Below are 25439 nucleotides of genomic sequence, written 5' to 3' on the forward strand. Positions count from 1 at the left end.
GGGCTCAGTCCTTGAACGTGCGATGGCCGGAGATCATCGTGCTGACCACGCTGGAGCGGCCCATGATGTCCTCCCGGATCGCGGCGTACACATGCAGGATCACGAACACGATCAACCCCCACATGCCGAGGTGGTGCCAGGTGTGCACATCCTGCGACTGCCCGAACAGCGGGATGACCCAGCCGAACAGTCGGTCCTGCCAGGAGCCGCGCTGGGCGCCTTCCGCATACAGCGCGAAGCCGGTGACGATCATGAAGACAATCAGCAGGAGGAAACCGAAAAACATCGCGAAACGCGCCAGCGGGTTGTGGCCCACGTAGCGCCCGGGTCGCGCGCTGACGAACGCGTACCACTTCACCATGCCCCAGATCTCCTGCCAGTAGACGCGCTGGAAGATCGGCACCCAGAACAGCTCGCGCGCGTGGTGGTTGCCGACGACGGCCCAGTAGATGCGCCCGAGCAGCCCGATCGCCAGCCAGTAGCCGGCCGCGAAATGCGCAAAGCGGATGTAGCCCATCAGGAAGTTCGCGCTGGCCTCGCCAGGCTGGGTCGGCAGCGGAGAGCCGATGAAATAGCCGGTGATGGCCAGCACCGTGATCGCGAGCGCGTTGATCCAGTGCCAGATGCGCACCGGCGCCTCGTACACATAGACCGACTTGATCGACCGGGCGTGCGCCACGGCGCTGTCGTCGCCGCCGCGGGCCGGGGCGACGGGGGAGGAAGTTGTATTCATGGCTTGGTCCCGGGATGGTGTGCGTGCCGGCGTCAGAGGCGCGCCGCGAGCATCAGCAGCCCGCTGCCGCCGATCAGCGCGGTCGCCGTGCGCCAGGCCCAGGCCGGCAGCCGCTGCAGCGCGGCGCCGGCCCCCAGGCCCACGGCGTGCAGCAGCGTCGAGGCCAGCAGGAAACCGGCCGCGTAGGCCATGAACGAATGGCTGCCGGCCAATTCACCGCCGTGTGCATGGCCGTGCAGCACCCCGGCGAGCGCGACCAGTGCCAGGCCGGCCATTGGTGCGATGCGCCGGGCGCCCAGCAGCAACGCCGCGAGCGCGACCACGCTCAGCGCGACGCCCGCCTCGAGCCCCGGCAATCCGATGCCGCGGATGGCCAGCACGGCGCCCAGCAGCAGCGTCGCGAGGAATGCCGCCGGACCTGCGGCACGCCAGCCCTTCGGCAGCGCGACCACCGACCACATTCCCACCGCGACCATGGCGAGCAGATGATCGTAGCCGCCGAGCGGGTGTGCGAGGCCGGCGGCAAAGCCTTCGGTGCCGTGGCCGGGATGGGCCTGCGCCGCCGAGGCCAGCGCGAGCGCGAAGGCCGCGGCCAAGGCCTTGGCCACCGACACCCGAGCGAGGGTGCTGCGTGCTTTCTGAATCTGCATGTGCTTGTCTCCGTTCCTTGGGGGTGGTTCAGCGCACTGTGACGCTGGTGAGTTCCTGGCCGTCCGGGCTCATCACGTGGGTCGAGCAGGCGAGGCACGGGTCGAACGAGTGCAGCGTGCGCAGGATCTCGACCGGCTGCTCCGGGTTGGCCATCGGCGTGTTCATCAGGCTCGCCTCGAACGCGCCGATCTGGCCCTTGGTGTCTCGCGGGCTGCCGTTCCAGGTGGTCGGCACCACGCACTGGTAGTTCTCGATGCGGCCGTCCTTGATGCGGATCCAGTGGCCGAGCGCGCCGCGCGGCGCAGCGACGGTGCCGACGCCTTTGGCCTCCTTCGGCCAGGTGGACGGGTCCCATTTCTCGACGTTGGCCGTGCTGGTGTCGCCGGCCTTGATGTTGGCCACGAGTTCGTTGAAGTCGTCGAGCATCATCTCGGCGCAGTACTGTGCCTCGAGCGCGCGCGCCAGCGTCCGGCCGATGGTCGTGGGCAGCAACTGCTTCACGCTGTACTGCGTCTGCGGCATGCCCAGCGCCTTCGGGAAATCATTGTTGATGATCGCGGCGGACCGGTCGACCTGCTCCTTCACCCGTTGGCAGTGCGGATGGCCCTTCAGCGCGTGCGCGTAGCCAATGATGTAGCGCGACAGCGGGCCGACCTCCATCGCGTGGCCGCGCCAGCGCGGCGACTTGATCCACGAGTACTTTGCGCTTTCGTCCAGTTGCTCGATGTTCGTTCGCGTGCCCTTGGTCCTTGCGCCGAGCTCGTAGTTGGGTTCGGTCACGCCGTCCCACGGGTGAAGCCCCTTCGACTCGTCGGCGTACTTGTACCAGCTGTGGTTGACGAACTCCTGCACCTGTGCGGGGTCGCGCGGGTCCACCGGGAGGATCTCGTCCCAGTTGCCGCCCAGGATCGCGCCACCGGGCAACTGCTGGGTCCCGTGGTCGCCCATCACCTTCTCGTACGTGCCGTAGTCCATCACGTTGGTCGCGGCGAGGCCGCCGCCGTAGAGCCAGCCGGCCTGCTTGTAGATGGTGCCGATCGCCAGCACGTCGGGGATGTAGACGTTGTTGTTGAACTCGATCATTTCCCGGATGCGCGCCTCGATGAAGTTCAGCCGCTCCATGTTGACGGGCGCGCCCGCGGCGCCGTCCTTGTCGATGTTGATGGCGCAGGGCACCCCGCCCACCAGGTAGTTCGGGTGCGGGTTCTTGCCGCCGAAGATGGTGTGGACCTTGACCCACTCCTTCTGCAGGTCGAGTGCCTCGAGGTAGTGCGTCACCGCCATGAGGTTGGCCTCGGGCGGCAGGACGTAGGCCTTGCTGCCCCAGTAGCCGTTCATGAACGGGCCGAGCTGGCCGCTCTCGACGAATTTCTTGAGCCGGTTCTGGATGTCGCGGAAATAGCCCGGCGATGACATCGGATGCGATGGGGACACGGTCTGCTGCAACTCCGAAGTCTTCTTCGGATCGGCCTTCAATGCAGACACCACGTCGACCCAGTCGAGCGCATGCAGGTGGTAGAAGTGCACCGCATGGTCGTGCTCCTGCAGCGTCTTGGCCATGATCTCCCGGATCAGGTAGGCGTTCTTCGGGATCGTAATGCCAAGCGCATCCTCCACCGCGCGCACCGAGGCGAGTGCATGGCAACCGGTGCACACGCCGCAGATGCGTTCGACGAAGGCCCAGGCATCGCGGGGGTCGCGGCCCTTCAGGATGACCTCGAGCCCGCGCCACATCGTGCCGGTCGAAACCGCGTTGCGAATGACGTTGTCGCTGTCGACGTTCACTTCGCAGCGCATGTGACCTTCGATCCGGGTGACCGGATCCACCACGATACGGCGACCCGTATCGTCCATCCTGTAGCCTTGTGTCTCGTATGCACTCATTGCTGTGGTCCTTGCCGTTGGGGCATTGAATTCTTCAGCGTTCGGCGGTGTCGACCGTCTTGCTTTCGGCCTTGTGCTGTGCGGCCCGCTTGATGGCCGATGCGGCGGCATGCGCGACCGCTGCCGCCCCGACCACGCCTGCGGCCGTGGCACCGATCCGGTCGGCATTGGCCTCGATGCCGAACTGGTGGATGTCGGTCAGGCGGTTGTAGAACGAGCCCTTGTCCCAGAAGCCGTCTTCCGAGCAGCCGATGCAGCCGTGGCCGGCCTTGATCGGGAAGCTCGTGCCCTCGTTCCACTGCACCGTCGAGCAGGCGTTGTAGGTGGTCGGGCCCTTGCAACCGACCTTGTAGAGGCAGTAGCCCTTGCGTGCCGAATCGTCGTCCCAGGCCTCGACGAACTGGCCGGCGTCGAAGTGCGGGCGGCGGTAGCACTTGTCGTGGATGCGCTGGCTGTAGAACATCTTCGGGCGGCCCTGGCGGTCGAGTTCCGGGATGCGGTCGAAGGTCAGCATGTAGGTGATCACGCCGGTCATGACCTCGGCGATCGGCGGGCAGCCCGGTACCTTGATGATCGGCTTGTCGAAGATCACCTTGTGGATCGGTGTGGCCTGGGTCGGGTTCGGCTTGGCGGCCTGCACGCAACCCCAGCTTGCGCACGAGCCCCAGCTGATGATCGCCTTGGCGTCCTTGGCGACATGCTTGAGCTGGTCGATGAAGGGCTTGCCGCCGATGATGCAGCTCATGCCGTCCTGGTTGAGCGGCGGGTTGCCCTCCACCGCGAGGATGTAGTTCCCCTTGTACTTCTTCATGATCTCTTCGAGGATCGCCTCGGCCTGATGGCCGGCGGCGGCCATCAGCGTGTCGTCGTAGTCGAGCGAGATCATCGACAGCACCACGTCCTTGGCCAGCGGGTGCGCCGAGCGGATGAAGGATTCCGAGCAGCAGGTGCATTCGAGCCCGTGCAGCCACAGCACCGGCGTGCGCGGCTTGGTCTCCATGGCATGGGCGATATGCGGCACAAAGGCCGGGCCGAGGCCCAGCGACGTGGCGGTCAGCGAACAGTACTTGAGCAGGCTGCGGCGCGAGATTCCCTGGCGGCGCATGACCTCGTAAAACGTTTCCATCGTGTGCTGTCTCCTTGCCTTGGCGGCGATGTCGTTGGGAGCGGCGGGCCTGCGAGGGGCCGGGTCGGCCTCGGAGGCCATGCCTTGCCGCTTCCTCTTCATTGCAACTCGCGGACCAGTTCACACGGCTCCCTGGGAAAACCCTGAATGGCCGCTGCAAGTGCATGATTTGATTGGACAAAGATGGCTGCGCGGCGCAAGGCGCGGCGACCGCCTCACGGCATGCCGCCGCGACGCTTCCAATCCGGTCGGCAAAGTGCAAGCGGTCCTTCCACCGGCGCCCGCGGCGAAACTCAGCAGCCCTGAGTTGAAACACCCCCGAAGCGCCTGCGGCGTCCTGCGTCGCTGCCAGAGGCAGCGGCTCTTCGGTTCCGTCCAAGCCTGCGCAGGGCAGGCTTGGAGCTGCGGAACTCAGTCCCCTCGAGGGCGGCGATGCCAGCGGCCCGGCAAGCCCGGTTCCGCGGTCTCCCCGGCATTTGGCTGCGCGGGTTTCATGCGCCGCGGGTTACGCGGTCACGTGGTGGAGCACTGCAATGCAACGCGCGTCAGCGCAGCGTGGCGGACGGCTCTCATCGGCCAGCGGCTGGCGCCCGTCGGCTTCGGTCGGCAGTGTCATTCGGGCTCCTTGCAGTACCGCGCTTCGTTGATGAACCCGAGGTCGCGCGCAGTTGCGCGAGGATCAGACGCTGGCCGTCGTCAGCCAGGAACTGCATGAAGGCGCTGGCCAGTTGCGGCAGCCGGCGCGTCGCCAGATGCATCGCATACCAGTCGCGCTCGATCGGGTTGGCCGTCATCGGCAGCAGCGCGAGCATGCCGGCGTCCAGCTCGAGCCGGCAGGTGTGCAGCGACAGGAAGGCGACGCCGAAGCCGGCCGCGCACATCTGCTTGATGGCCTCGTTGCTCGACAGCTCCGAGCCGACGCGCAAGGCGATCCCGGCTTCCCGGTAGAGCGTCTCGACGGTAGTGCGGGTGCCCGAGCCGCGTTCGCGCACCAGCAGCTTGGCGCCCGAAAGATCGGCGATTGCCAACCGGCGCCGCGTCATCAACGGATGCGTCGGCGCCGCCAGGAAGGCCATCGGATGGCGCGCGAAGGGCACCGCCTTGGTTTTCAGTTCGGCCGGTGGACGTCCCATGATGGCCACGTCCACCTCCTGCCCCGCGAGCATGTGGACGATGTCGTTGCGGTTGCCGACCTTGAGCTGGATCTTGACCTCCGGTCGGCCGTCGGCAAACGCCACCAGTAGCGGCGGCAGCAGGTACTCCGCGGTCGTCACCGCGCCCACGCGCAGGGTGCCGGAGAAGCCGCCCCGCTGGGCCGCCACCTCGTCGCCTGCCTCGCGCCACAGCTCCAGGATTCGCCCCGCATAGCCCGAGAGCACCTCGCCCGCGCCGCTCAGCCGGACGCCACGTCCCTCACGCTCCAGCAGGGGCATTCCGGCAGCTTCCTCGAGGAGCTTGATCTGGATCGAAACCGCTGGCTGCGTGAGGTGCAGATCGCTCGCGGCTCGCGAGACGCTGCCGAGCCGCGACACCGCGTGCAGGGCGGCGAGTTGCCGGAACGTGGCGTTCTTGATCATTAGTGAAAGCAAATGAATGCGAGAAAAAGATTAACTATTACAAATGAAAAGAGCTTCGTACATTGAAGGCATCGAACACCTGGAATCGATCAACCTTAGCAAGGAGAGTGCCCGTGGGCCGAATGAACGAACCGACACAGATCACCGACAGCGCCAAGCGCTATGCGGCAGGCGTCCTCAAGTACGCGCAAATGGGTTACTGGGACGGCGACTACATGCCGAAGGAGACCGACATCCTCGCGCTGTTCCGCATCACCCCGCAAGATGGCGTCGACCCCATCGAGGCTGCCGCCGCCGTGGCCGGCGAATCGAGCACCGCGACTTGGACGGTGGTTTGGACCGACCGCCTGACCGCGTGCGGCATGTACCGCGCCAAGGCGTATCGCGTCGAGCCTGTGCCGAACAATCCGAGCCAGTACTTCTGCTACGTCGCCTACGACCTGAGCCTGTTCGAGGAAGGCTCGATTGCCAACGTGACGGCCTCGATCATCGGCAACGTCTTCAGCTTCAAGCCCCTCAAGGCCGCGCGACTGGAAGACATGAAGTTCCCGGTCGCCTACGTCAAGACCTTCGCCGGCCCGCCGACCGGCATCGTGGTCGAGCGCGAGCGCCTCGACAAGTTCGGCCGCCCGCTGCTGGGCGCCACCACCAAGCCCAAGCTCGGTCTGTCGGCGCGCAACTACGGCCGCGTCGTGTACGAAGGCCTGAAGGGTGGCCTGGATTTCATGAAGGACGACGAGAACATCAACTCGCAGCCCTTCATGCACTGGCGTGACCGCTTCCTGTGCGTGATGGATGCCGTCAACAAGGCCAGTGCCGCCACCGGCGAGGTCAAGGGCAGCTACCTGAACATCACCGCCGGGACGATGGAGGAGATGTACCGACGCGCCGAATTTGCCAAGGAACTCGGCTCGGTCATCGTGATGGTCGACCTGGTGGTGGGATGGACCGCCATCCAGAGCATGAGCCACTGGTGCCGACAGAACGACATGATCCTGCACATGCACCGCGCCGGCCACGGCACCTACACGCGGCAGAAGAACCACGGCGTGAGTTTCCGCGTGATCGCCAAGTGGCTGCGCCTGGCCGGTGTCGATCACCTGCACACCGGCACGGCCGTCGGCAAGCTCGAGGGCGACCCGATGACCGTGCAGGGTTACTACAACGTCTGCCGCGATACCCACACGGTGGTCGATCTGCCCCGCGGCATCTTCTTCGACCAGGACTGGGGCGCGCTGAAGAAGGTCATGCCGGTGGCCTCGGGCGGCATCCACGCGGGCCAGATGCACCAGCTGCTCGACTTGTTCGGCGACGACGTGGTGCTGCAGTTCGGCGGCGGCACGATCGGCCATCCGCAAGGCATCCAAGCTGGCGCGACCGCGAACCGCGTGGCGCTCGAAGCGATGGTGCTGGCGCGCAACGAGGGCCGCGACATCAGGAACGAGGGGCCTGACATCCTGCTGGGCGCCGCCAAGTGGTGCACGCCGCTGAAGGCCGCGCTCGACACCTGGGGTGAGATCAGCTTCAACTACACCTCGACCGACACCTCCGACTTCGTGCCGACCGCGGCCGTGTCCTGATGCCATCGTCAAAGAGAGCCACCATGCGAATCACACAAGGCACCTTCTCGTTCCTGCCCGAGCTCACCGACGCGCAGATCACCAAGCAGATCGACTACTGCCTTGCCAAGGGCTGGGCGATCGGCCTCGAGTACACCGACGACCCGCATCCGCGCAACACCTACTGGGAGATGTTCGGCAACCCGATGTTCGACATCACGGACGCGGCGGGCCTGATGGTGGAGCTGAGGAGCTGCCGCAGGACCTTCCCGAACCACTACATCCGGCTGACTGCGTTCGATTCGACCCACGGCACCGAGTCGGTGGTGATGTCGTTCATCGTGAATCGCCCGAAGGAAGAACCGGGCTTTCGCCTGGTCCGCACCGAGGAGCCGGGCCGCACCATCCGCTACAGCATCGAAGGCTATGCGGCGCAGCGCGCGCCCGAAGGTTCGCGCTATTGAGGCCGCCAATGATGAATGCGGCAACCACCTCGACCCCCGGCGCGTTGCTCGAAGCCTCGGGCGCGCGCAGGCTGCTCGACAGGCTCGACGCCGATCTGATTGGCCTGGCGCCGGTCAAGGGCCGCATTCGCGACATCGCCGCACTGCTGCTGATTGACAAGCTGCGGGGTGAGCAGGGATTGCAGTCGACGCCGCCAACGCTTCACATGTGCTTCACCGGCAACCCGGGCACCGGAAAGACGACAGTGGCGATGCGCATGGCCGAGGTGCTGAAGCAACTCGGCTACGTGCGCAAGGGCCACCTCGTGGCGGTGACGCGCGACGACCTCGTCGGCCAGTTCGTCGGCCACACGGCGCCGAAGACGAAAGAAGTGGTGAAGAAGGCGATGGGCGGCGTGCTGTTCATCGACGAGGCCTACTACCTCTACAAGCCCGAGAATGAGCGCGACTACGGGCAGGAGTCGATCGAGATCCTGCTGCAGGTGATGGAGAACAACCGCGACGACCTGGTCGTGATCCTCGCCGGCTACAAGGACCGCATGGACACCTTCTTCGGCAGCAACCCGGGGATGGCGTCGCGTATCGCGCATCACATCGACTTCCCCGACTACGCCGAAGCCGAGCTGATGCGGATCGCCCAGTTGATGCTCAAGCAGCTGAACTACAGCTTCGATAGCGCAGCCGGGCCAGCCTTTGCGCGCTACCTGAGCCTGCGCAAGGAACAGCCGCACTTCGCGAATGCGCGCTCGATCCGCAATGCGCTGGACCGGATCCGGTTGCGGCATGCGACGCGCCTGTTCTCGGCGGACACGGCGTTGACGCGGGAACAGCTGTGCACGCTGCAGGCCGAGGACGTGCTCGCGAGTCGCGTGTTCGCGACACAGCCGTCGGCAGGGGGAACGGCATGAGCATCGACGCGCTGATCTTCGATGTGGACGGCACGCTGGCCGACACCGAGGAAGCGCACCGCGTGGCCTTCAACCTGGCGTTTGAGCGCCAGAGCCTCGGCTGGTACTGGTCGCCGGCAGCTTATCGGTGCCTGCTCGAGGTGACCGGCGGCAAGGAGCGGCTGTGCCACCACATCGATGCGCTCAACCTCGCCGACGCCGAGCGGCGGCGGCTGCTCGCCCTGGTGCCCGCGCTCCATGCCGACAAGACGAAGTTCTACACGGCGATGGTCCGGGACGGCGGTGTGCCCTTGCGGCCCGGCGTGGCAAGGCTCATGGACGAAGCGCTCACAGCGGGCTGCCGGCTGGCCATCGCCAGCACGACCAGCGCAGCGAACGTCGATGCGCTGCTGGCCGCCGCCCTCGGTGCGCGCGGCTCCGACCTGTTCAGCGTGATCGCGTGCGGCGATCGCGTGCAGGCCAAGAAGCCGTCGCCCGACATCTATGCGTTGGCGCTGCTCGAACTGGGCATCGGGCCGGCGTCCGCAGCGGCCATCGAAGACTCCCTCAACGGACTGCGGTCGGCCCGCGCGGCCGGGATCTGGACGCTGGTGACGCCAACCTTCTGGAGCGATGGCGCCGACTTCGGCGACGCCGGCCTGGTGCTCCCGAATCTCGGTGACGTCGACGCGCCGCTGCAGGGAGAGCCCGGCCATCTTCTGCGCGACGCGGCCTGGCTCGGCCTGCCCGAACTCACTCGCCTCGCGACCGCTGCCCACACTGCCACCAACGCCACCACGCTGCGCCCCCACCACCAGGAGAGCTTCCGATGAGCCGCCATCCCCGCATTGCACCGAGCCTGCTGTCGGCCGATTTCGCCCATCTCGGCGACGAGGTCGAGGCCGTGATCGAGGCCGGTGCCGACCTGATCCATTTCGACGTGATGGACAACCACTACGTGCCGAACCTGAGCGTCGGCCCGATGGTGTGCGAGGCCATCCGCCCGCACTGCATGCGGGACGGTATTCCCGTGCCCATCGACGTGCATCTCATGGCGCGGCCGGTCGATGCGCTGATACCGCTCTTCGCGCAGGCGGGCGCGTCCATTCTCTCGTTCCATCCCGAGGCGAGCGAGCATGTACACCGGACGGTGCGTCTGATCCGGTCGCTCGGCGTGAAGGCCGGGCTGGTGCTCAACCCGGCGACTCCGCTGCACTGGCTCGACCACGTGCTCGACGAACTCGACCTGGTGCTGCTGATGTCGGTCAACCCAGGCTTCGGCGGGCAGGCCTTCATCGATAGTGTGCTGCCGAAGATCGAATCGGTGCGCCGCCGGATCGACGCCAGCGGCCGCGACGTGTGGCTCGAAATCGACGGCGGCATCAACGCCGACAACGCGCGCCGTGCGGTCGACGCCGGCGCGGACACGCTCGTCGCCGGGTCGGCCGTGTTTGGGAACAAGGACTATCGCGCGGCGATCGCCGACATCCGCGACTCCGCGCCGTTGCGTCGGGCGAGGCCGGCGTGATGAGCTTCCAGGCGATCGCCTTCGACCTGGACGGCACGCTGGTGGACAGCGCCGGCGGCATCGCGCTGGCGCTCAACACGGCGCTGCGCGAAGCCGATCTGCCTTGCTTCGACCTGCAGCGCGTACGCGGCTGGATCGGCCAGGGGCCTGACGTGCTGATCGAGCGGGCGCTGAGTGCCATCGATCTGCAGGATGTCGACCTCGAACGGCTGTCGGATCGCCTGCGCTGCGACTTCGACGCGGTGACGCTGCGGCGGCCGTTCGCCGACAGCTCGGTCTATCCGGGTGTCGAAGATCTGTTAAAGCAATTCGGACGCGACCACATGCCGCTGGCGGTGGTCACCAACAAGCCGACCGACTTGGCACGGGCCGTGCTGGAGGGAGCCGGGCTGCTCGGCCATTTCGCCGCCGTGCATGGCGCCGACACGGCCGCTTTGCGCAAACCTTCGCCACTGCTGATCGAGCAGGCCGCGCAGGTCCTCGGTACGCACCCGCGGCACATGCTGATGGTCGGCGACGCGGCCACCGATTGCCAGGCCGCGCGCGCCGCTGGATGCCGCGCCGCCTGGGCTGGGTGGGGCTATGGCCTGCTCGGCAGCGAACCGGTCGAGCCCGTCTGGCGCCTCGAGAGGCCCGCGGACCTGCTGGTCCGCATGGGCCCGCCGCGAGCCTTTGGCCACTGAATCAACTACCTGGAGATACGCCCATGCCCACCGGAGGAAAATCTACCCTCACCCAGTTCCTGATCGAGGAACGTCGCCGGTTTCCGGAGGCCACCGGTGACCTGAACGCACTGGTCACCGATGTGTCGCTGGCCTGCAAGGCCATCTCGCGCAAGGTCGCGCACGGATCGCTCGGCGGCGTCCTGGGCAGCGCCGGCACCGCCAACGTCCAGGGCGAGGAACAGAAGACCATGGACGTGTTGAGCAACACGATGTTCCTGCGCGCGAACGAGTGGGGCGGTCACCTGGCTGGCATGGCGTCGGAAGAAATGGAAGCGCCCTATCCACTGCCCCCCGAGCATCCGCGTGGCAAGTACCTGCTGCTGTTCGATCCGCTTGACGGCTCGTCGAACATCGACGTCAACGTCTCGGTGGGCAGCATCTTCTCCGTGCTGCGCGCGGTCGCGCCGGGTGCCGACCCCGCGACCGCGGACTTCCTGCAGCCGGGAACGCAGCAGGTCTGTGCCGGCTACGCGATCTACGGGCCGTCGACGATGCTGGTCCTGACGATGGGCCGCGGTACGCATGCCTTCACGCTCGACCCCTTGCTGGGCGAGTGGGTGCTGAGCCATCCGAACCTGCAGATACCACCGCGCACCCAGGAGTTCGCGATCAACGCATCGAACAGCCGGTTCTGGGAGCCGGCCGTGAAGCGCTACGTGGACGAATGCATGGCGGGCCAGTCCGGTGCACGTGCGGCCGACTTCAACATGCGCTGGATCGCATCGCTGGTCGCCGAGGCGCATCGGATCCTCATGCGCGGTGGCGTCTTTCTCTACCCGCGCGACACCCGCGAGCCGGCGCGCGAAGGGCGCCTGCGACTGCTCTACGAAGCCAGCCCGATCTCGTTCCTGATCGAGCAGGCCGGCGGCGGCGCCAGCACCGGCCGCTCGCGGCTCATGGAGGTTGTGCCGGATGCGCTGCACCAGCGCATCGGCTTCGTGTTCGGCTCGGCGCAGGAGGTTTCGCGCATCGAGGCCTACCACCGCGACGAGCCACCGCGCGCCTTCGACTCGCCCCTGTTTGGCCGCCGCGGCCTGTTCGCGACCGCCTGAGCCCCGCACCGAATCACCGTATCGAAGAAATCCAATGTCTGCCAAGCACCCCATCATCGCCATCACCGGCTCGTCCGGCGCGGGCACCACCTCGGTAACCCGCACGTTCGAGAACATCTTCAGGCGCGAGAACGTGGAGGCTGCCGTCGTCGAGGGCGACAGCTTCCATCGCTACGACCGCCAGTCGATGAAGGTCGCCATGGCCAAGGCCGAGGCCGAGGAGCGGCCCCATTTCAGCCACTTCGGCGAGGACGCCAACCTGTTCGAGGATCTGCAGCAACTCTTCCGGAGCTATTCCGAAACCGGCAACGGAATGAGCCGAAAGTACCTGCACAACGAGGAAGAGGCGCAGCCCTTTGCGCAACCGCCGGGCACCTTCACGCCATGGCAGTCGCTTGCAGCCAGCGACGTCCTGTTCTACGAGGGCCTGCACGGCGGCGTGACGACGGACACGGTGGACATCGCGCGGTTCACCGACCTGCTGATCGGCGTCGTGCCGGTGATCAACCTCGAGTGGATCCAGAAGATCCACCGTGACCGCAGCACGCGCGGCTATTCGACCGAGGCGGTGACCGACGTGATCCTGCGCCGCATGCACGAGTACGTGCACTACATCTGTCCGCAGTTCACGCGTACGCACATCAACTTCCAACGCGTGCCGGTCGTCGACACCTCCGACCCCTTCGTGGCGCGCACGATCCCGACGGCCGACGAGAGCCTGGTGGTGATCCGCTTCGCCAATCCGCGTGGGTTCGACTTCCCGTACCTGTTGTCGATGCTGCACGACTCGTTCATGTCTCGCGCCAACACCCTGGTCGTGCCCGGCGGAAAGATGGAACTTGCGATGCAGCTGATCTTCACGCCGATGATCATGCGCCTGGTCGAGCGTCGCAAGAATCTGCTGGGCGCCTGAGGGAGCGAGCACCATGAATATGCAACACACCGATCCCGTGCCGCGGGCAGTCTGCGCCAATGCGCTGCGGGTTTTGGCGATGGATGCCGTGCAGACTGCAAATTCCGGCCACCCGGGCATGCCGATGGGCATGGCCGACATTGCAGAAACACTGTGGCGGCATCACTTGCGCCACGATCCGTCGGATCCAGCCTGGCTGGACCGCGACCGGTTCGTGCTCTCGAACGGCCACGGCTCCATGCTGCTGTATGCGCTGCTGCACCTGAGCGGCTATGCGTTGCCCATGGACGAGCTCAAGAGATTCCGCCAGCTGCATTCATGCACCCCGGGGCACCCGGAGATCGGCTTGACGCCGGGCGTCGAAACCACGACCGGGCCCCTGGGGCAAGGCTTGGCCAACGCGGTCGGCATGGCGCTGGCGGAGAAGCTGCTCGCGCAGGAATTCAATCGTCCGGGGCACACCATCGTCGACCATCGCACCTATGTGTTCCTGGGCGACGGATGCCTCATGGAGGGCATCAGCCACGAAGCCTGCTCGCTCGCCGGCACCTGGGGTCTGCGCAAGCTGGTGGCCTTCTATGACGACAACGGCATCTCGATCGATGGCGACGTCTCCGGTTGGTTCACCGACGACACCCCGAGTCGCTTCGAAGCCTATGGCTGGACCGTGGTGCGCAACGTGGACGGACACGACACCGGAGCGCTCGACCGTGCGATGGCAGCGGCGCTGAACGCCGACAACCCGGTGCTGGTGTGCTGCCGGACGACCATCGGGCGGGGTTCGCCGAACCGCGCCGGCACCGCCGATGTGCATGGCGCGCCGCTCGGGGCCGACGAGGTCGTGAAGACGCGGGCGGCGCTGGACTGGCACGACGAGCCTTTCGTGATTCCGCAGCCCGTGCAGAAAGCCTGGTCGGCGGTTGCACGCGGTGCGCGCCTGAACGCGGCCTGGCAACGGTCGTTCACCGCCTACGCCGCTGCGCATCCCGAGCTGGCGGCCGAGTTTCTGCGCCGGCAGGCGCGCGATGCGGCGCCGGCGCCGTCGACGGAGGCTGCGCTGTCGGCCGCTTGCACCGCGGCTGAGGGTGCCCGCTCGGCGGTCGCCACTCGCAAGGCTTCGCAGGATGCGCTGCAGTTCATCGGCCCGGCCACTCCCGAACTGCTGGGTGGTTCGGCCGATCTGACCGGATCCAACCTCACCGACTGGCGCGGCCATCGCCCGCTGCTCGGCAAAGGCACGGGCAACCACGTGCACTACGGCGTGCGCGAGTTCGCCATGTCGGCGGTCATGAACGGCCTGGCGCTGCACGGTGGCTATCGACCTTTCGGCGGGACGTTCCTGGCGTTCTCCGATTACGCGCGCAACGGCATCCGGATGTCATCGCTGATGAAACTGCCGGTGATCTACGTCTTCACCCACGATTCAATCGGCCTCGGCGAGGACGGCCCCACGCACCAGCCGGTCGAGCATGCGTCCAGCCTGCGACTGATTCCCGGCGTGGACGTGTGGCGCCCGGGCGATGCGACCGAGACTGTCGTTGCCTGGCGCGAAGCGTTGCGCCGCGTCGACGGCCCGAGCTGCCTGCTGCTCACGCGCCAGGCGCTGCCGCACGCCGGAAGTGCGACGCCGCGGCTCGACTCGATCGGCCGCGGCGGCTACGTGTTGCGGCGCTCGGCGGGTGAGCAGGTGGTGCTGCTGGCCAGTGGCTCGGAATTGGGCGTTGCGATGGCGGCCGCGGAACTGCTGGCTGCCCGAGGCATTGCCTCGCGCATCGTGTCGATGCCCTGCATGGACGTGTTCGAGCGCCAGGAAGCGGCTTACCGGCGGGATGTGATTCCGCGCCATCTGCCGCGCCTCGCGATCGAGGCCGGGTGCACGGCGCTCTGGTGGAAGTTCGTGGGCGAGGAGGGCGATGTCGTGGGCATCGATCGCTTTGGCGAATCCGCACCGGCCGCTGCGCTCTTCAAGCTCTTCGGCATCACCGCCGACGTGGTGGCGGACCGGGCATGGGCATTGGTCCGGCGGGCCGCCACGGCGGATCCCGTTTCGTCCAGTCCTTCAGCTGTTTTCTCTTCCCTTTCCCATCAAGCATCATGACCCTGAGAGTTGCCATCAATGGCTACGGCCGCATCGGCCGCAACGTGCTGCGTGCATTGTTCGAGTCACCGTCCCACGGCAATGGCAATGGCGATGCGATCCGTATCGTGGCCATCAATGACTTGGGCGATGCGAAGACCAATGCCCACCTGACCCGCCATGACACCACGCACGGCCGATTTGCGCTGCCGGTCCGCCACGAGGGAGACTGCCTCGTGGTGGGTGAGCAGCGCATCCAGGTGAGATCGGCGCGAAATCCGGCGGAGCTGCCCTGGAAGTCGCTCGGAATCGATCTCGTGATGGAGTGCACCGGGCTTTTCACCACCAAGGCGCGGGCCAGTGCCCATCTCGCCGCTGGCGCCGGCAAGGTGTTGATCAGCGCGCCCGGCGGCGCCGACGTGGATGCAACGATCGTCTACGGGGTCAATCACGGCACGCTGCGGCCGGCACACACGGTGGTTTCGAACGCCTCGTGCACCACCAATTGCCTGGCGCCGGTCGCGCAGGTGTTGCACGGCACGGTCGGCATCGAGAACGGCCTCATGACCACGATCCACAGCTACACGAACGACCAGGTCCTGACCGATCTTTACCACGAGGACCTGCGCCGCGCGCGCTCGGCCACGCAGTCGATGATCCCCACACGCACCGGTGCGGCTGCGGCGGTCGGCCTGGTGCTGCCGGCGCTCGCGGGGCGCCTCGACGGCTTCGCGGTGCGCGTGCCGACCCTCAACGTGTCGATGGTCGACCTGAGCTTCATCGCTGGCCGGGTGACCACCGTGGACGAGATCAATGGGCTGATGCGCGAAGCTGCCGCAGCCGGTCCGCTCTCGGGCGTGCTCGGCTATAGCGACGAGCCGCTGGTGTCGGTGGACTTCAATCACGATTCGAGGTCGAGCATCTTCGACGCGACCTGCACCAAGGTATCGGGTCGGCTCGTGAAGGTTTGCGCCTGGTACGACAACGAATGGGGCTTCTCCAATCGCATGCTCGACACCGCGTGTGCAATGGCGCAGGTTTGAAAGAAGCGCCACCATGAAGCTCAAGACTCTGGCGACTGTCGCCCTGCGAGGGCGCCGCGTGTTCATCCGCTGCGACCTGAACGTGCCCCTGGACGCCGCGGGGCGCATCACGGACGACACCCGAATCCGTGCCAGTCTCGGCTGCATCCGCCATGCGCTGGGTGAGGGCGCCCGCGTGATGGTTGCCTCGCACCTGGGGCGGCCGCACGAAGGCGCGCTGGCTGCCGGCGAATCGCTGGCACCGGTGGCCCGACGCCTGGGCGAGTTGCTCGGCATGCCTGTGCCGCTGGTGTGCGATTGGCTCGACGGCGGCTTCGAGGTGACCGAAGGCCGCGTCGTCTTGCTCGAGAACTGTCGCGCCAACCTGGGCGAGAAGGCCAACGCGCCTGCCCTGGCTGCGCGCATGGCGAAGCTGTGCGACGTCTATGTCAATGATGCCTTCGGCACCGCGCACCGCGCCGAAGCCACGACCGAGGCGCTGGCTCGACTGGCCCCCGAGGCTTGTGCCGGTCCGCTGATGGCTTCCGAACTCGAAGCCCTTGGCCGCGCGCTGGCCGACCCGGCGCGGCCAATGGCCGCCATCGTCGGCGGCGCAAAGGTGTCGACCAAGTTGTCGATCCTGAATGCGCTGGCCGCGCGGGTCGATGTCCTGGCAGTGGGCGGCGGCATGGCCAACACCTTTCTTCTGGCGGACGGCAAGGCCGTCGGACGGTCGCTCTGCGAGCCCGGCATGGTGGCCGCGGCGCGCGAAGTCGTGGCCACGCTCGCGGCCCATGGCGCACGGCTGTTCGTGCCGGTCGACGTGATCACGGCCAGGGAACTTTCGGCGGCCGCGGTCACCCGCATCTGCGGTGTCGACGCCATCGCACCGGACGAGATGGTTTTCGATTACGGGCCTGAATCGGTGCGTCTGTTGCTAGGGGAACTGGCCGCCTGCAAGACCGTCTTGTGGAACGGCCCGCTGGGCGTGTTCGAGATCGAAGCGTTCGCCGGTGGAACCCGCGCGCTGGCGCAGGCCATCGCTGGTTCCGCCGCCTTCTCGATCGCAGGCGGCGGCGACACCGTGGCGGCAATCAATGCTTTCAACATCGCCGACCGGATCGGCTACGTGTCCACCGCCGGCGGTGCCTTTCTCGAGTTTCTGGAAGGCAAGACCTTGCCGGCCGTGCGCGCGCTCCAGGAGCGTGCGCGTGAATCGCATTCCCCTTTTTGATCCACCGGAGACCCTATGGCCATGATTTCCCTGCGCAAGCTGCTGGACCACGCCGCCCAGTGCGGCTACGGCGTGCCTGCCTTCAACGTCAACAACCTGGAGCAGATCCAGGCCATCATGCAGGCCGCCGAGAAGACCGACAGCCCGGTCATCCTGCAGGCTTCGGCCGGCGCGCGCAAATACGCTGGCGAGCCGTTCCTGCGCAAGATGGTCGAGGCTGCGGCCGAGATGTACCCGGGCATCCCGGTCGTCATGCACCAGGACCACGGCTCGAGTCCGGCTGTCTGTATTCAGTCGATCCGCTCCGGCTTCACCAGCGTCATGATGGACGGCTCGCTACAGGAAGATGCGAAGACGCCGGCCAGCTATGAGTACAACGTCGAAGTCACCCGTCGCGTGGTCGAGATGGCGCACGCGGTGGGCGTGTCAGTCGAAGGCGAGCTCGGTTGCCTGGGCTCGCTCGAATCGGGCCTGGCCGGCGAGGAAGATGGCGTGGGGGCGGTCGGCGTGCTGTCGCACGCCCAGTTGCTGACCGACCCCGACGAAGCGGCGGATTTCGTGGCACGCACCGGCGTCGATGCGTTGGCGATTGCCATCGGTACGTCGCATGGTGCGTACAAGTTCAGCCGCCAGCCCACCGGCGATATCCTCGCGATCGATCGCATCAAGGCCATCCACGCCCGCATTCCCGATACTCATCTCGTCATGCATGGCTCGTCGTCGGTGCCACAGGAGTGGCTTCAGATCATCCGCGAGCATGGCGGCGAGATCAAGGAAACCTACGGTGTACCGGTGGCCGAGATCTGCGAAGGGATCCGTCATGGCGTGCGCAAGATCAACATCGACACCGACATTCGATTGGCGATGACCGGCGCGCTGCGTCGCGCGATGACCAGGAACCCGCGGGATTTCGATCCCCGCAGGTTCCTCAAGGATGCGACCTTGGCCGCGCGTGATCTCTGCGTGGACCGCTTCGAGGCGTTTGGCTGTGCCGGCCAGGCCGCACATATCTGATCAAGAGCCGGGCGGCCAATGGCTATTTGGGTTCTGTCGCAGTAGCGGCGAGGAGTCCAGTGAAGCCGGGGCGCCGTCAGCAGCAGATAGCACTTCGCCTTTGCGGCCGCGTCGGGCGTGATGCTGAGCACGTTGACGACTTTGCGGCTGGCAGCGTCGAAGCCGTCACCGCGACTCTCACACCGCTGGCATCGCTCAGCGCCAGCTTCCGGGCATGTGTCGGGCCACTGACCTCAATTCAGATCGAGGCCGGTCATCTGAATTAGTTCGGCCCACTTGCCAACTTCGCTTCGGATGAATGCGTCATAGCGCTCGGGAGATGAGCTCACGATCTCAATGCCGATACTTGCTTCCTCCGCGCGCATGGCACCGTTCATGGCTATGCACGCTGCATCGTGCAATGTGCCGACCCGCGAAGGGGGCGTCCCCCGTGGCACGGACAGCCCGGCCCATGCAGTAGCCTCGAAGCCGGGGAATCCGCACTCACTGACGGTGGGAACGGCATCCAGCACCCCAATGCGCTGGAGACTGCTCACGGCGAGCGCACACACGCGTTGCCGCCGAATCCATGGCAGTGCCTGGTCAGGATTGGTGAACATCAGGGGCAAGCGGCCGCTCAACAACTCGTTGAAGGCGGGCGCCCCTCCTTGGTAGGGCACGTGGACCACGTCGATTTTCGCACGTTGCTTGAGCATTTCCATGGCGAGATGCCCCGACGATCCTTTGCCCGCACTTGCGTACGCCAGCCGGCCCGGATGCGCGTGCGCTTCGTCGACGAGCGCGTCCACGCTTCGTGCCTGCAGCGAGGGATGCACGACAAGCACGTTCGTGGTGGCCGCGACTTGCGTGACATGGACGAAGTCAGTGCGGATGTCGATGGCGCGTCCCGGGTGGAGCGTTTGCTGGACGGCGTCGACGGACGACGACAGAAGCACCGTGTTCCCGTCGGGTGCCGCGCGCGCGACGAATGCGGCGGCAATGGCGCCGCCTGCGCCCGGCCGGTTCTCGACAATCACTGGCCGCCCGAGGGCCGGCTGCATGTCTCGGGCCAGCCGGCGCGCGAGCAGGTCCGAGGAACCGCCCGGTGGCGCGGCGACGACGAGGCGCACGATGCTCGTGTCGCCTGCCCAGGCACTGGACGCCCGCATCGCGCCCGCCGCGGCAAGGCCCAGCAACGCGAGGAACGCCGCGCGGCGCTGCGGCCCGCCGTGCCAACCAACAGGCAGTTGGCCTACGATCGGGGCCGTTGCATACACCTTCTGATTTCCGATCAATTCCATGCGAGAGACAGCCTCGGTTCTTCTCAATCGAATGCTGGCGCGCGGCAAATTCCGCCACATCCAGATCCTGCTCAAGGTGGCGGAGCTGGGCAGCGTCCAGCGCGCCGCTGAGCAGATCGGGCTGGCACAACCAAGCGTAACGCAAACCCTCGCCAGCCTCGAAAGCCTACTGCAGACAAGGCTGTTCGAACGGCATGCGCGCGGTGTGCGCCCGACCCCGGCCTGCCTTGACCTACTTCCGGTCGCGCGCCAGTTGATGCAGGTCGCGGCGGAAAGCGCGGAGATTGTCTTCGCGCGCCAGGAAAAAGGGGCGAGCGTCGTCCGGGTCGTGGCGTCTGCCTCTGCGATGAACGGAATTCTGTTGAAGGCGCTGCCGGCGTTCTGCCGCACATCTCCGGCGATCAGGATCCAAATCCGCGAGGCCGAAGGCGACGATCTCCTGTTGGCCGCGACGCGGCGAGAAGTCGACATTGTGGTCTGTCGGCGGCCCGCCGTGCTTCCTGATGGCTGGTCTTTTATGCCCTTGCAGGACGACCGGCTGGCCGTGATCTGCGCGGCAAGCCACCGCCTGGCGGCGATGCGCCGCGTCACATGGAGGTCCGCATGGCGTGAACGGTGGTTGTTGTCGCCCGCGGGCTCGATCGCGCGGCAGGTGTTCGACGGGCTATGCGAACAAGCGCCGGCGGACGTCAGCACCCATCCGGTCATCACGCGCAGCCACACGCTCATTCGCCGGCTGCTCGAAGAGGAAGGGTTGCTGGGTTTCGTGCCCTGGAGTTTCGTGCGCGACCTGCTGGACGCTGGTGCGATCGCGGAGTTGCCACTGCCTGGTCTGCCGCCGATGCCCGGACTCGGCGTGCTCGCGCGGCACGGCGATTCGCGCGACTCCAGCTTGCGCATGCTTCGCTTCTTGGCCGCCATCCCGATCACTAGCTATAGGCAATTCGAATAGCTCGCTTCAATTTCCGATTTGTCACCTGTCTGTGGATTGCGAACACTCCGCGAGCCCCCGGCAATTCCAAACAAAGGAGACAAATGAAATACGAAGCATCGGCCCGATGGGGCCTGAACCGCGTTGTGCTACTCATGCACAGGGCATGGAAGCTGCTGGCGATGGTGACCGTCGCGGGAACCCTCGCGGCTTGTGGCGGCGGTGGCAGTAACGGCGCCGGATTTCCCTCGATCGTTTCGCCCACGACACCGGCGCCCGTTGCCACAACGCCGCCGGTCGCAACGAAGCTCACCTGTGACGACTCGATCGGCGCCAATTTCAAGCCCGACGCCAGCACGTCAGTGCTCGTGGTGCATGCATTCAAGGCCGGCGACCCGATCGCGCTCTCCGGCACGCCGGCGTCTCCGACGCCACCGGTCGCGGGAGTGGACATGTGCTTCGTCAAACTGCTTGTCGGTCCCGGGAACCCCGGACCGGCCGGTGCACCGTCGACTTCGGCAGGCATAGGCATCGAGGTGTGGCTGCCTGCACCTTCGGCGTGGAACCGCGTCATTCGCGCGATGGGCAGCGGCGGCTGGGCCGGAGGCACGCACGCCGACCCGGCGCAGATCGGCTCGCGAACCCAGTTTTTGCCGGCCGTCAACAAGGGTTACGTCGTCTCGGCTTCCGATCACGGCCATGCGCTGCTCAACAACGGCTCTTTTGCGATGAACCCCGACGGCACTATTAATACGGTGCTCTGGCAGGACTTCGCGGAGCGCAGCCTGCACGAGATGGCAGTGAAGACCAAGGCGCTCGCTAAGGCTTACTACGGTGAAGCGCAAGCTTATGCCTACTGGGACGGCTTCTCGACGGGCGGACGCCAGGGCTTCAAGCTGGCCCAGAAATATCCGAGCGACTTCAACGGCATCCTGGCCGGCGCGCCGGCCTTCAATTGGACAAAGTTCATCACGGCCGAGCTCTACCCGCAGGTGGCGATGCAGCGCGAATTGGGCACGCCGATGGCCGCGTCAAAGATCGCCCTCGTCAGCGGCGCGGCCGTCACGGCGTGCGACACGCTGGGGCTGGGCTTCCTGGCTGATCCGCTCCAATGCCGTTACGACCCTACGAAGGACGCGAATGTGCTGTGCTCGGGCGTGGCCGGTAACGGTGTGACGGGCGCAAGCGCCAGTGCGTCGTGCGTCAGCCTCGCCGAAGCGCGCGTAATCAACCAGATCTGGTACGGACAGACCGTCACAGGCACCTTTCCCGACCCCGCGGTCGACAACGGCGCTGGCCCCACGCAAAGCAACTCCGACCAGCTCTGGTGGGGACTGACGCGGGGAACCAACCTGGCCCTGTCGTTGGCCGGCGCGACCCCGTTCGCGATCGCAACCGACCAAGTTGCGCTGGAGCTCCAGGATGCGGCCTACGCCGGCAACACGTTCACGAATGCGACGGGCAACGGAACCAGCAGGTGGAAGTCGCTCGACTATGCAACGTTGGCGGCCGCATCAGCACGAGGCGTCGCTTTGCAAAGCGCGTTCAGCCAGATCAACACGGACAATCCGGACCTCGGTGCGTGGCGGGATGCAGGCGGAAAGCTCCTGACCTATCACGGCCTGGCCGACGACAAGATCATGCCTCAGGGCTCGCTCAACTACTTCTATCGCGTTTCAGCAACGATGGGCGGAACGGCGGCTGTGCAGACCTTCGATCGACTGTTCCTGATTCCCGGCCTCGCACACGACAGCACACTCTCGACGAGCGCTTCGATAAACCCGTCAACCAACGCGAACCTCGATGGTGCCAAGGTGCCGCTGCCGCAGTACGTCAACGGCCGCGACGAACTCTTCATGGCCTTGCGCAAATGGGTGGAGCAAGGCGTTGCACCGGCCCGTATCGACGTGAGCTCGGCGGACGGCAGCATCGCCATGCCGCTGTGCCTGTACCCGCAGAAGGCGACATATGCGGGATCTGGATCGGTCAAGGCCGCTGCCAGTTACGACTGCCGTTAGTCGCGGAGGCGAAGAGCGTCTTGTGGTATTCGGTAGCGCTCATAGAGATGTCGTTCTGCTTCAGCCTTCGAGCGCTTTCCACATCTGACCGTCGCGGCCGGCCGTCCAGATGCGCGGTGCCATCCGGCCATATCGAATAACAAGCAGTCGTCGAAGGTGACCAAGTGGCGGTAGTTGGGCTTCAGGGCAGTGTAGGTGTCCTCGTAGACGGCGTTCAGGTCCTTACCCGAGGTAACGCCGGACGCACCCTTGAGGATGTCCGATTTTCAGCATGATAAGGATCCGTGGGCGGCGGAATACATGAATGCGACACATGCCAAAGGCTCGGAAGAATACGACGCCTTCCTCAATTTGGTCGACTTCAAATGGCTCATGGCTGGCGTGGGCTGGCGGGTCGATCTGTCGCGCTTGCAGAGAGATGGCGCCTATATCGAAGAGTGTCTGCAGCGCGCTCTGGGGAGCGACTCGGAGTTGCTGCGGGAACGCAGCGTCGAGTTGCTCGGCTTGCGGCGCAGCACGAATTCGCATTGCGACGTTGATATGCCGAGCGCATCCAACGGCTTGGCACGTGATGGGCGGTGAATGAGACCGTCCGATTTGCAGCTGCGCGTGGGGCTACTGAGGGATGCCTCAAGCCAGGTACGGACAAGTACATAGTCGATCGGCGCGCCAAACTGGTGTCATGGTCCAATTGAACTGACCCCCAAAACCTGGACGAATCGACGGCGGTGGCGTGGGCGTTCATCCCCGCCGGTGCTCTTCGGTGACCGCGTTTGGCGCGGCCAGTGCCATCGTTGTTTCCTCGCGGCGAGCCTCGAGCCGAAGCAGCGCGACCGCCGATGGCGCCAAGCTCTATCGCAATTGTGCGATCTCGCATTCGCGCTGCTCCTGCTGGCACTGCAACTGGCCAAAGATCTGTCGAGCGGTGCTCTGCCCGGCAGCGCGCTCGCCCATCTTTCGAGACTTTCAAGGACACCAGGCGCCGAGCCTGGAAGGCGAGGTCGATGCTCTCTTTTCAGCAGCGACGACCCGCTTGCGCGGAGTTGCCAACTCGACCCGAGCCGTGTGGTGCTGGACTGACCACGCCGCTGCGGCGTCATCCGCGTCAACGCAGCTGAGTCCGGAGCAGACCGTCTATCCAGTCCCAGTTGTTAGGCCACATTCTGAGGCGTAGCTGGGGCTGCGGAAGATCGGCTTGCCGAGGAGTTTCGCCGCCCTCACGGCACTAAAGTCTCGATGGTGGTGGATTCTATCGATGTTTCGCCATGATGTCGGCACATGCTAAGATCGTTCCATTCCAGATTTCGGCCCGTGAACGAAGCATCCAGTCCTCATCCCGACTCGCCCACAGGCGGTGGTGGTAAGAACCTCACCACGCTCGCCTTCGAGCGCGTGCGCGAGGACATCATTTGTTGTCGGCTTCGGCCCAACGACAAATTGCGCATCAACCTGATGGCGCAGCAATATGAAGTCGGTGCAACCGCGGTGCGCGAGGCGCTGTCGCGACTGGTCACGGAAGGGCTGGTCGAAGCGGTTGACCAAAAAGGGTTCCGCGTGGCCCGGGTCTCGAGGGAGGACCTGGCGGACCTGACGACCACTCGGATCGAGGTCGAACAGCTCGCCTTGGGCAAGGCCATTGGGATCGGAAGCGTCGATTGGGAGGCGGCCGTGCTTGCCGCCTACCATCGCCTTTCGCGTCGCGTGCCGGATTCTCTCGAGCATTCGAGCGCGGCTGAATGGCGCGACTGGCGTCAATTGCACAGACAGTTTCACGAGGTCCTGGTGGAGGGTTGCGGCTCTCGCTGGCTTCGCTACCTTTGTGGACTTCTGTATGACCGTTCTGAGCGCTATCGGAACCTCGCGGGGCTCGCTGCAGGAAAGGTCAAACCTGTGCGACGCGACGTGATGGCGGAGCACAAGGCTCTTGTGGACGCCGTACTTGCGCGCGATGCGACCAAAGCTCAGCAACTGCTTGCCGAGCACCTGGAAGAGACTTCGCGCGGCGTATTGCGTGCATCGGAGGCCGCTCCGTCGATGTTTGCAGAAGGTCGCCGCCAAATCGAGCCGTGCGAGGAGCCGGCCCCAAAAGCAAAACGTGTGCAAAGGGCGTTGGGCAAGGCCGGCGCTTCGGCCTGAAGGGGCCGTCCGCGTCAGAGTTCGAGCGCGGGCGGATTTCCGAACCTTAGCGAAGCAGCCAGGTAATTCCGCCAATTGCGATCGCGCCGGCGGCGATCGCGGCGACCTTCCATGCGGGTAACGCGAACGCCGAGGCCGGCGCAGCCAGCGTGGAGTCGGTTGGATAGGTTGTCGCTGCCGGGGGAGTTCGGGCTTGCATCTTTGCGATGAATACGCCAAAGAAATCGTCAGCGACTTTTTTCGCCGCCCCTTCAATCAGGCGCGCGCCAACCTGAGCGAGCTTGCCGCCAACATCGGCGTTGACGGTGTATGTCATGCTGGTGGCGGCGGCCTCCGCGGCCAGCGCTACGTCTGCGCTGCCTTTGGCGAAGCCTGCCGGTCCGGCTTTGCCCTCGAAAACCAGCTTGTAGGCCGTCGGCGGACGAGGATCGACGATGGACATCGATCCTTTGAATTTCGCGCTCACCGGACCGATCTTTGCGGACAGGGTGACTTGGTATTTGCCGTCACCTGCGTCTTCGATGCTTTCGCATCCCGGGATGCAGTCCTTGAGAAACTGCGCATTGGTCAGGGCTGCGTACGTTTCCTCGACAGAAGCCGGGACGGTCTTTGTGCTTGTGAGTTCCAT

General features: G+C 65.8%; 23 protein-coding genes. 16 read left to right on the forward strand and 7 right to left on the reverse strand.

The genetic code is table 11. The annotated features are described in order from the left end of the window. Window positions 1-4: 4 nt before the first annotated feature. The 5 genes from cybH to AC1D3B_RS25630 all read right to left on the reverse strand — a co-directional run bounded on the left by cybH (window position 5) and on the right by AC1D3B_RS25630 (window position 5971). Window positions 5-733: a Ni/Fe-hydrogenase, b-type cytochrome subunit gene (gene cybH / locus AC1D3B_RS25610; RefSeq protein WP_478193482.1), complete on the reverse strand. Its 729-nt coding sequence runs from the start codon at window positions 731-733 to the stop codon at window positions 5-7. Window positions 734-765: 32 nt separating this feature from the next. Further along, window positions 766-1383 (reverse strand): HupE/UreJ family protein, encoded by a 618-nt coding sequence (locus AC1D3B_RS25615; RefSeq protein ID WP_478193483.1) that lies wholly within the window; start codon window positions 1381-1383, stop codon window positions 766-768. Between the two features lie 28 nt (window positions 1384-1411). Then, window positions 1412-3268 carry a nickel-dependent hydrogenase large subunit gene (locus AC1D3B_RS25620; RefSeq protein ID WP_478193484.1) on the reverse strand — a complete coding sequence of 619 codons (1857 nt, stop codon included), beginning with the start codon at window positions 3266-3268 and terminating at the stop codon, window positions 1412-1414. 34 nt (window positions 3269-3302) lie between these two features. Further along, complete coding sequence (locus AC1D3B_RS25625) at window positions 3303-4394, reverse strand: hydrogenase small subunit (protein ID WP_478193485.1); 1092 nt, start codon at window positions 4392-4394, stop codon at window positions 3303-3305. A 569-nt stretch (window positions 4395-4963) separates the two neighbouring features. Continuing rightward, entirely contained in the window at window positions 4964-5971 is a 1008-nt protein-coding gene (locus AC1D3B_RS25630; protein WP_478193486.1) for a LysR family transcriptional regulator, read from the reverse strand. A gap of 113 nt (window positions 5972-6084) precedes the next feature. On the opposite strand from AC1D3B_RS25630, the gene AC1D3B_RS25635 reads away from it, so the two are divergent. From AC1D3B_RS25635 to fba, 12 genes are read left to right on the forward strand one after another with little or no spacing between them, the layout of a single operon-like run. Beyond that, window positions 6085-7551, forward strand: a complete 1467-nt coding sequence (locus tag AC1D3B_RS25635; protein WP_478193487.1) for a form I ribulose bisphosphate carboxylase large subunit — start codon at window positions 6085-6087, stop codon at window positions 7549-7551. A gap of 23 nt (window positions 7552-7574) precedes the next feature. Continuing rightward, window positions 7575-7994 carry a ribulose bisphosphate carboxylase small subunit gene (locus AC1D3B_RS25640; protein ID WP_478193488.1) on the forward strand — a complete coding sequence of 140 codons (420 nt, stop codon included), beginning with the start codon at window positions 7575-7577 and terminating at the stop codon, window positions 7992-7994. An 8-nt stretch (window positions 7995-8002) separates the two neighbouring features. Then, complete coding sequence (cbbX, locus tag AC1D3B_RS25645; RefSeq protein ID WP_478193489.1) at window positions 8003-8902, forward strand: CbbX protein; 900 nt, start codon at window positions 8003-8005, stop codon at window positions 8900-8902. Then, the gene (locus AC1D3B_RS25650; protein WP_478193490.1) at window positions 8899-9714 is read left to right on the forward strand and encodes an HAD-IA family hydrolase; all 816 of its coding nucleotides are present in this window, start codon (window positions 8899-8901) and stop codon (window positions 9712-9714) included. The genes cbbX and AC1D3B_RS25650 overlap by 4 nt, the downstream gene beginning before the upstream one ends. After that, window positions 9711-10409 carry a ribulose-phosphate 3-epimerase gene (rpe, locus tag AC1D3B_RS25655; RefSeq protein ID WP_478193491.1) on the forward strand — a complete coding sequence of 233 codons (699 nt, stop codon included), beginning with the start codon at window positions 9711-9713 and terminating at the stop codon, window positions 10407-10409. The genes AC1D3B_RS25650 and rpe overlap by 4 nt, the downstream gene beginning before the upstream one ends. Beyond that, a complete protein-coding gene (locus AC1D3B_RS25660) occupies window positions 10409-11092 on the forward strand; it encodes an HAD-IA family hydrolase (protein ID WP_478193492.1) in 684 nt (227 codons plus the stop codon). The genes rpe and AC1D3B_RS25660 overlap by 1 nt, the downstream gene beginning before the upstream one ends. Before the next feature lie 23 nt (window positions 11093-11115). Then, window positions 11116-12186, forward strand: a complete 1071-nt coding sequence (locus AC1D3B_RS25665; RefSeq protein WP_478193493.1) for a class 1 fructose-bisphosphatase — start codon at window positions 11116-11118, stop codon at window positions 12184-12186. A 34-nt stretch (window positions 12187-12220) separates the two neighbouring features. Continuing rightward, on the forward strand, window positions 12221-13099 hold the full coding sequence (locus AC1D3B_RS25670) for a phosphoribulokinase (protein WP_478193494.1): 879 nt from the start codon (window positions 12221-12223) through the stop codon (window positions 13097-13099). 19 nt (window positions 13100-13118) lie between these two features. Next, on the forward strand, window positions 13119-15197 hold the full coding sequence (tkt, locus tag AC1D3B_RS25675) for a transketolase (RefSeq protein WP_478193569.1): 2079 nt from the start codon (window positions 13119-13121) through the stop codon (window positions 15195-15197). After that, the gene (gene gap, locus AC1D3B_RS25680) at window positions 15194-16219 is read left to right on the forward strand and encodes a type I glyceraldehyde-3-phosphate dehydrogenase (RefSeq protein WP_478193495.1); all 1026 of its coding nucleotides are present in this window, start codon (window positions 15194-15196) and stop codon (window positions 16217-16219) included. The genes tkt and gap overlap by 4 nt, the downstream gene beginning before the upstream one ends. 13 nt (window positions 16220-16232) lie before the next feature. Next, window positions 16233-17432: a phosphoglycerate kinase gene (locus AC1D3B_RS25685; protein ID WP_478193496.1), complete on the forward strand. Its 1200-nt coding sequence runs from the start codon at window positions 16233-16235 to the stop codon at window positions 17430-17432. Between the two features lie 15 nt (window positions 17433-17447). Continuing rightward, window positions 17448-18446, forward strand: a complete 999-nt coding sequence (fba, locus tag AC1D3B_RS25690) for a class II fructose-bisphosphate aldolase (protein ID WP_478193497.1) — start codon at window positions 17448-17450, stop codon at window positions 18444-18446. A gap of 233 nt (window positions 18447-18679) precedes the next feature. Here the strand turns inward: fba and AC1D3B_RS25695 are convergent, their stop codons facing one another. Further along, window positions 18680-19726 carry a tripartite tricarboxylate transporter substrate-binding protein gene (locus tag AC1D3B_RS25695; protein ID WP_478193498.1) on the reverse strand — a complete coding sequence of 349 codons (1047 nt, stop codon included), beginning with the start codon at window positions 19724-19726 and terminating at the stop codon, window positions 18680-18682. Here AC1D3B_RS25695 and AC1D3B_RS25700 point away from each other — a divergent pair. The 4 genes from AC1D3B_RS25700 (at window position 19725) to AC1D3B_RS25715 (ending at window position 24811) form a co-directional block, all read left to right on the forward strand. Next, window positions 19725-20678 carry a LysR family transcriptional regulator gene (locus AC1D3B_RS25700; protein ID WP_478193499.1) on the forward strand — a complete coding sequence of 318 codons (954 nt, stop codon included), beginning with the start codon at window positions 19725-19727 and terminating at the stop codon, window positions 20676-20678. The two genes, AC1D3B_RS25695 and AC1D3B_RS25700, sit on opposite strands and share 2 nt — an antisense overlap. Before the next feature lie 83 nt (window positions 20679-20761). After that, window positions 20762-22675 carry a tannase/feruloyl esterase family alpha/beta hydrolase gene (locus tag AC1D3B_RS25705; protein WP_478193500.1) on the forward strand — a complete coding sequence of 638 codons (1914 nt, stop codon included), beginning with the start codon at window positions 20762-20764 and terminating at the stop codon, window positions 22673-22675. Window positions 22676-22930: 255 nt separating this feature from the next. Beyond that, window positions 22931-23257 (forward strand): hypothetical protein, encoded by a 327-nt coding sequence (locus AC1D3B_RS25710; RefSeq protein WP_478193501.1) that lies wholly within the window; start codon window positions 22931-22933, stop codon window positions 23255-23257. A gap of 729 nt (window positions 23258-23986) precedes the next feature. Beyond that, window positions 23987-24811: a GntR family transcriptional regulator gene (locus tag AC1D3B_RS25715; RefSeq protein ID WP_478193502.1), complete on the forward strand. Its 825-nt coding sequence runs from the start codon at window positions 23987-23989 to the stop codon at window positions 24809-24811. Window positions 24812-24857: 46 nt separating this feature from the next. Here AC1D3B_RS25715 and AC1D3B_RS25720 read toward each other — a convergent pair whose 3' ends face one another. Next, complete coding sequence (locus AC1D3B_RS25720; RefSeq protein ID WP_478193503.1) at window positions 24858-25439, reverse strand: CoxG family protein; 582 nt, start codon at window positions 25437-25439, stop codon at window positions 24858-24860.

Source organism: Variovorax sp. P5_A3, from assembly GCF_056400665.1.

Coding starts and splice junctions, on each gene's coding strand:
- cybH (WP_478193482.1), bottom strand. CDS start 733: ATGAATACAACTTCCTCCCCCGTCGCCCCGGCCCGCGGCGGCGACGAC.
- AC1D3B_RS25615 (WP_478193483.1), bottom strand. CDS start 1,383: ATGCAGATTCAGAAAGCACGCAGCACCCTCGCTCGGGTGTCGGTGGCC.
- AC1D3B_RS25620 (WP_478193484.1), bottom strand. CDS start 3,268: ATGAGTGCATACGAGACACAAGGCTACAGGATGGACGATACGGGTCGC.
- AC1D3B_RS25625 (WP_478193485.1), bottom strand. CDS start 4,394: ATGGAAACGTTTTACGAGGTCATGCGCCGCCAGGGAATCTCGCGCCGC.
- AC1D3B_RS25630 (WP_478193486.1), bottom strand. CDS start 5,971: ATGATCAAGAACGCCACGTTCCGGCAACTCGCCGCCCTGCACGCGGTG.
- AC1D3B_RS25640 (WP_478193488.1), top strand. CDS start 7,575: ATGCGAATCACACAAGGCACCTTCTCGTTCCTGCCCGAGCTCACCGAC.
- cbbX (WP_478193489.1), top strand. CDS start 8,003: ATGATGAATGCGGCAACCACCTCGACCCCCGGCGCGTTGCTCGAAGCC.
- AC1D3B_RS25650 (WP_478193490.1), top strand. CDS start 8,899: ATGAGCATCGACGCGCTGATCTTCGATGTGGACGGCACGCTGGCCGAC.
- rpe (WP_478193491.1), top strand. CDS start 9,711: ATGAGCCGCCATCCCCGCATTGCACCGAGCCTGCTGTCGGCCGATTTC.
- AC1D3B_RS25660 (WP_478193492.1), top strand. CDS start 10,409: ATGAGCTTCCAGGCGATCGCCTTCGACCTGGACGGCACGCTGGTGGAC.
- AC1D3B_RS25665 (WP_478193493.1), top strand. CDS start 11,116: ATGCCCACCGGAGGAAAATCTACCCTCACCCAGTTCCTGATCGAGGAA.
- AC1D3B_RS25670 (WP_478193494.1), top strand. CDS start 12,221: ATGTCTGCCAAGCACCCCATCATCGCCATCACCGGCTCGTCCGGCGCG.
- tkt (WP_478193569.1), top strand. CDS start 13,119: ATGCAACACACCGATCCCGTGCCGCGGGCAGTCTGCGCCAATGCGCTG.
- gap (WP_478193495.1), top strand. CDS start 15,194: ATGACCCTGAGAGTTGCCATCAATGGCTACGGCCGCATCGGCCGCAAC.
- AC1D3B_RS25685 (WP_478193496.1), top strand. CDS start 16,233: ATGAAGCTCAAGACTCTGGCGACTGTCGCCCTGCGAGGGCGCCGCGTG.
- fba (WP_478193497.1), top strand. CDS start 17,448: ATGGCCATGATTTCCCTGCGCAAGCTGCTGGACCACGCCGCCCAGTGC.
- AC1D3B_RS25700 (WP_478193499.1), top strand. CDS start 19,725: ATGCGAGAGACAGCCTCGGTTCTTCTCAATCGAATGCTGGCGCGCGGC.
- AC1D3B_RS25695 (WP_478193498.1), bottom strand. CDS start 19,726: ATGGAATTGATCGGAAATCAGAAGGTGTATGCAACGGCCCCGATCGTA.
- AC1D3B_RS25705 (WP_478193500.1), top strand. CDS start 20,762: ATGAAATACGAAGCATCGGCCCGATGGGGCCTGAACCGCGTTGTGCTA.
- AC1D3B_RS25710 (WP_478193501.1), top strand. CDS start 22,931: ATGTCCGATTTTCAGCATGATAAGGATCCGTGGGCGGCGGAATACATG.
- AC1D3B_RS25720 (WP_478193503.1), bottom strand. CDS start 25,439: ATGGAACTCACAAGCACAAAGACCGTCCCGGCTTCTGTCGAGGAAACG.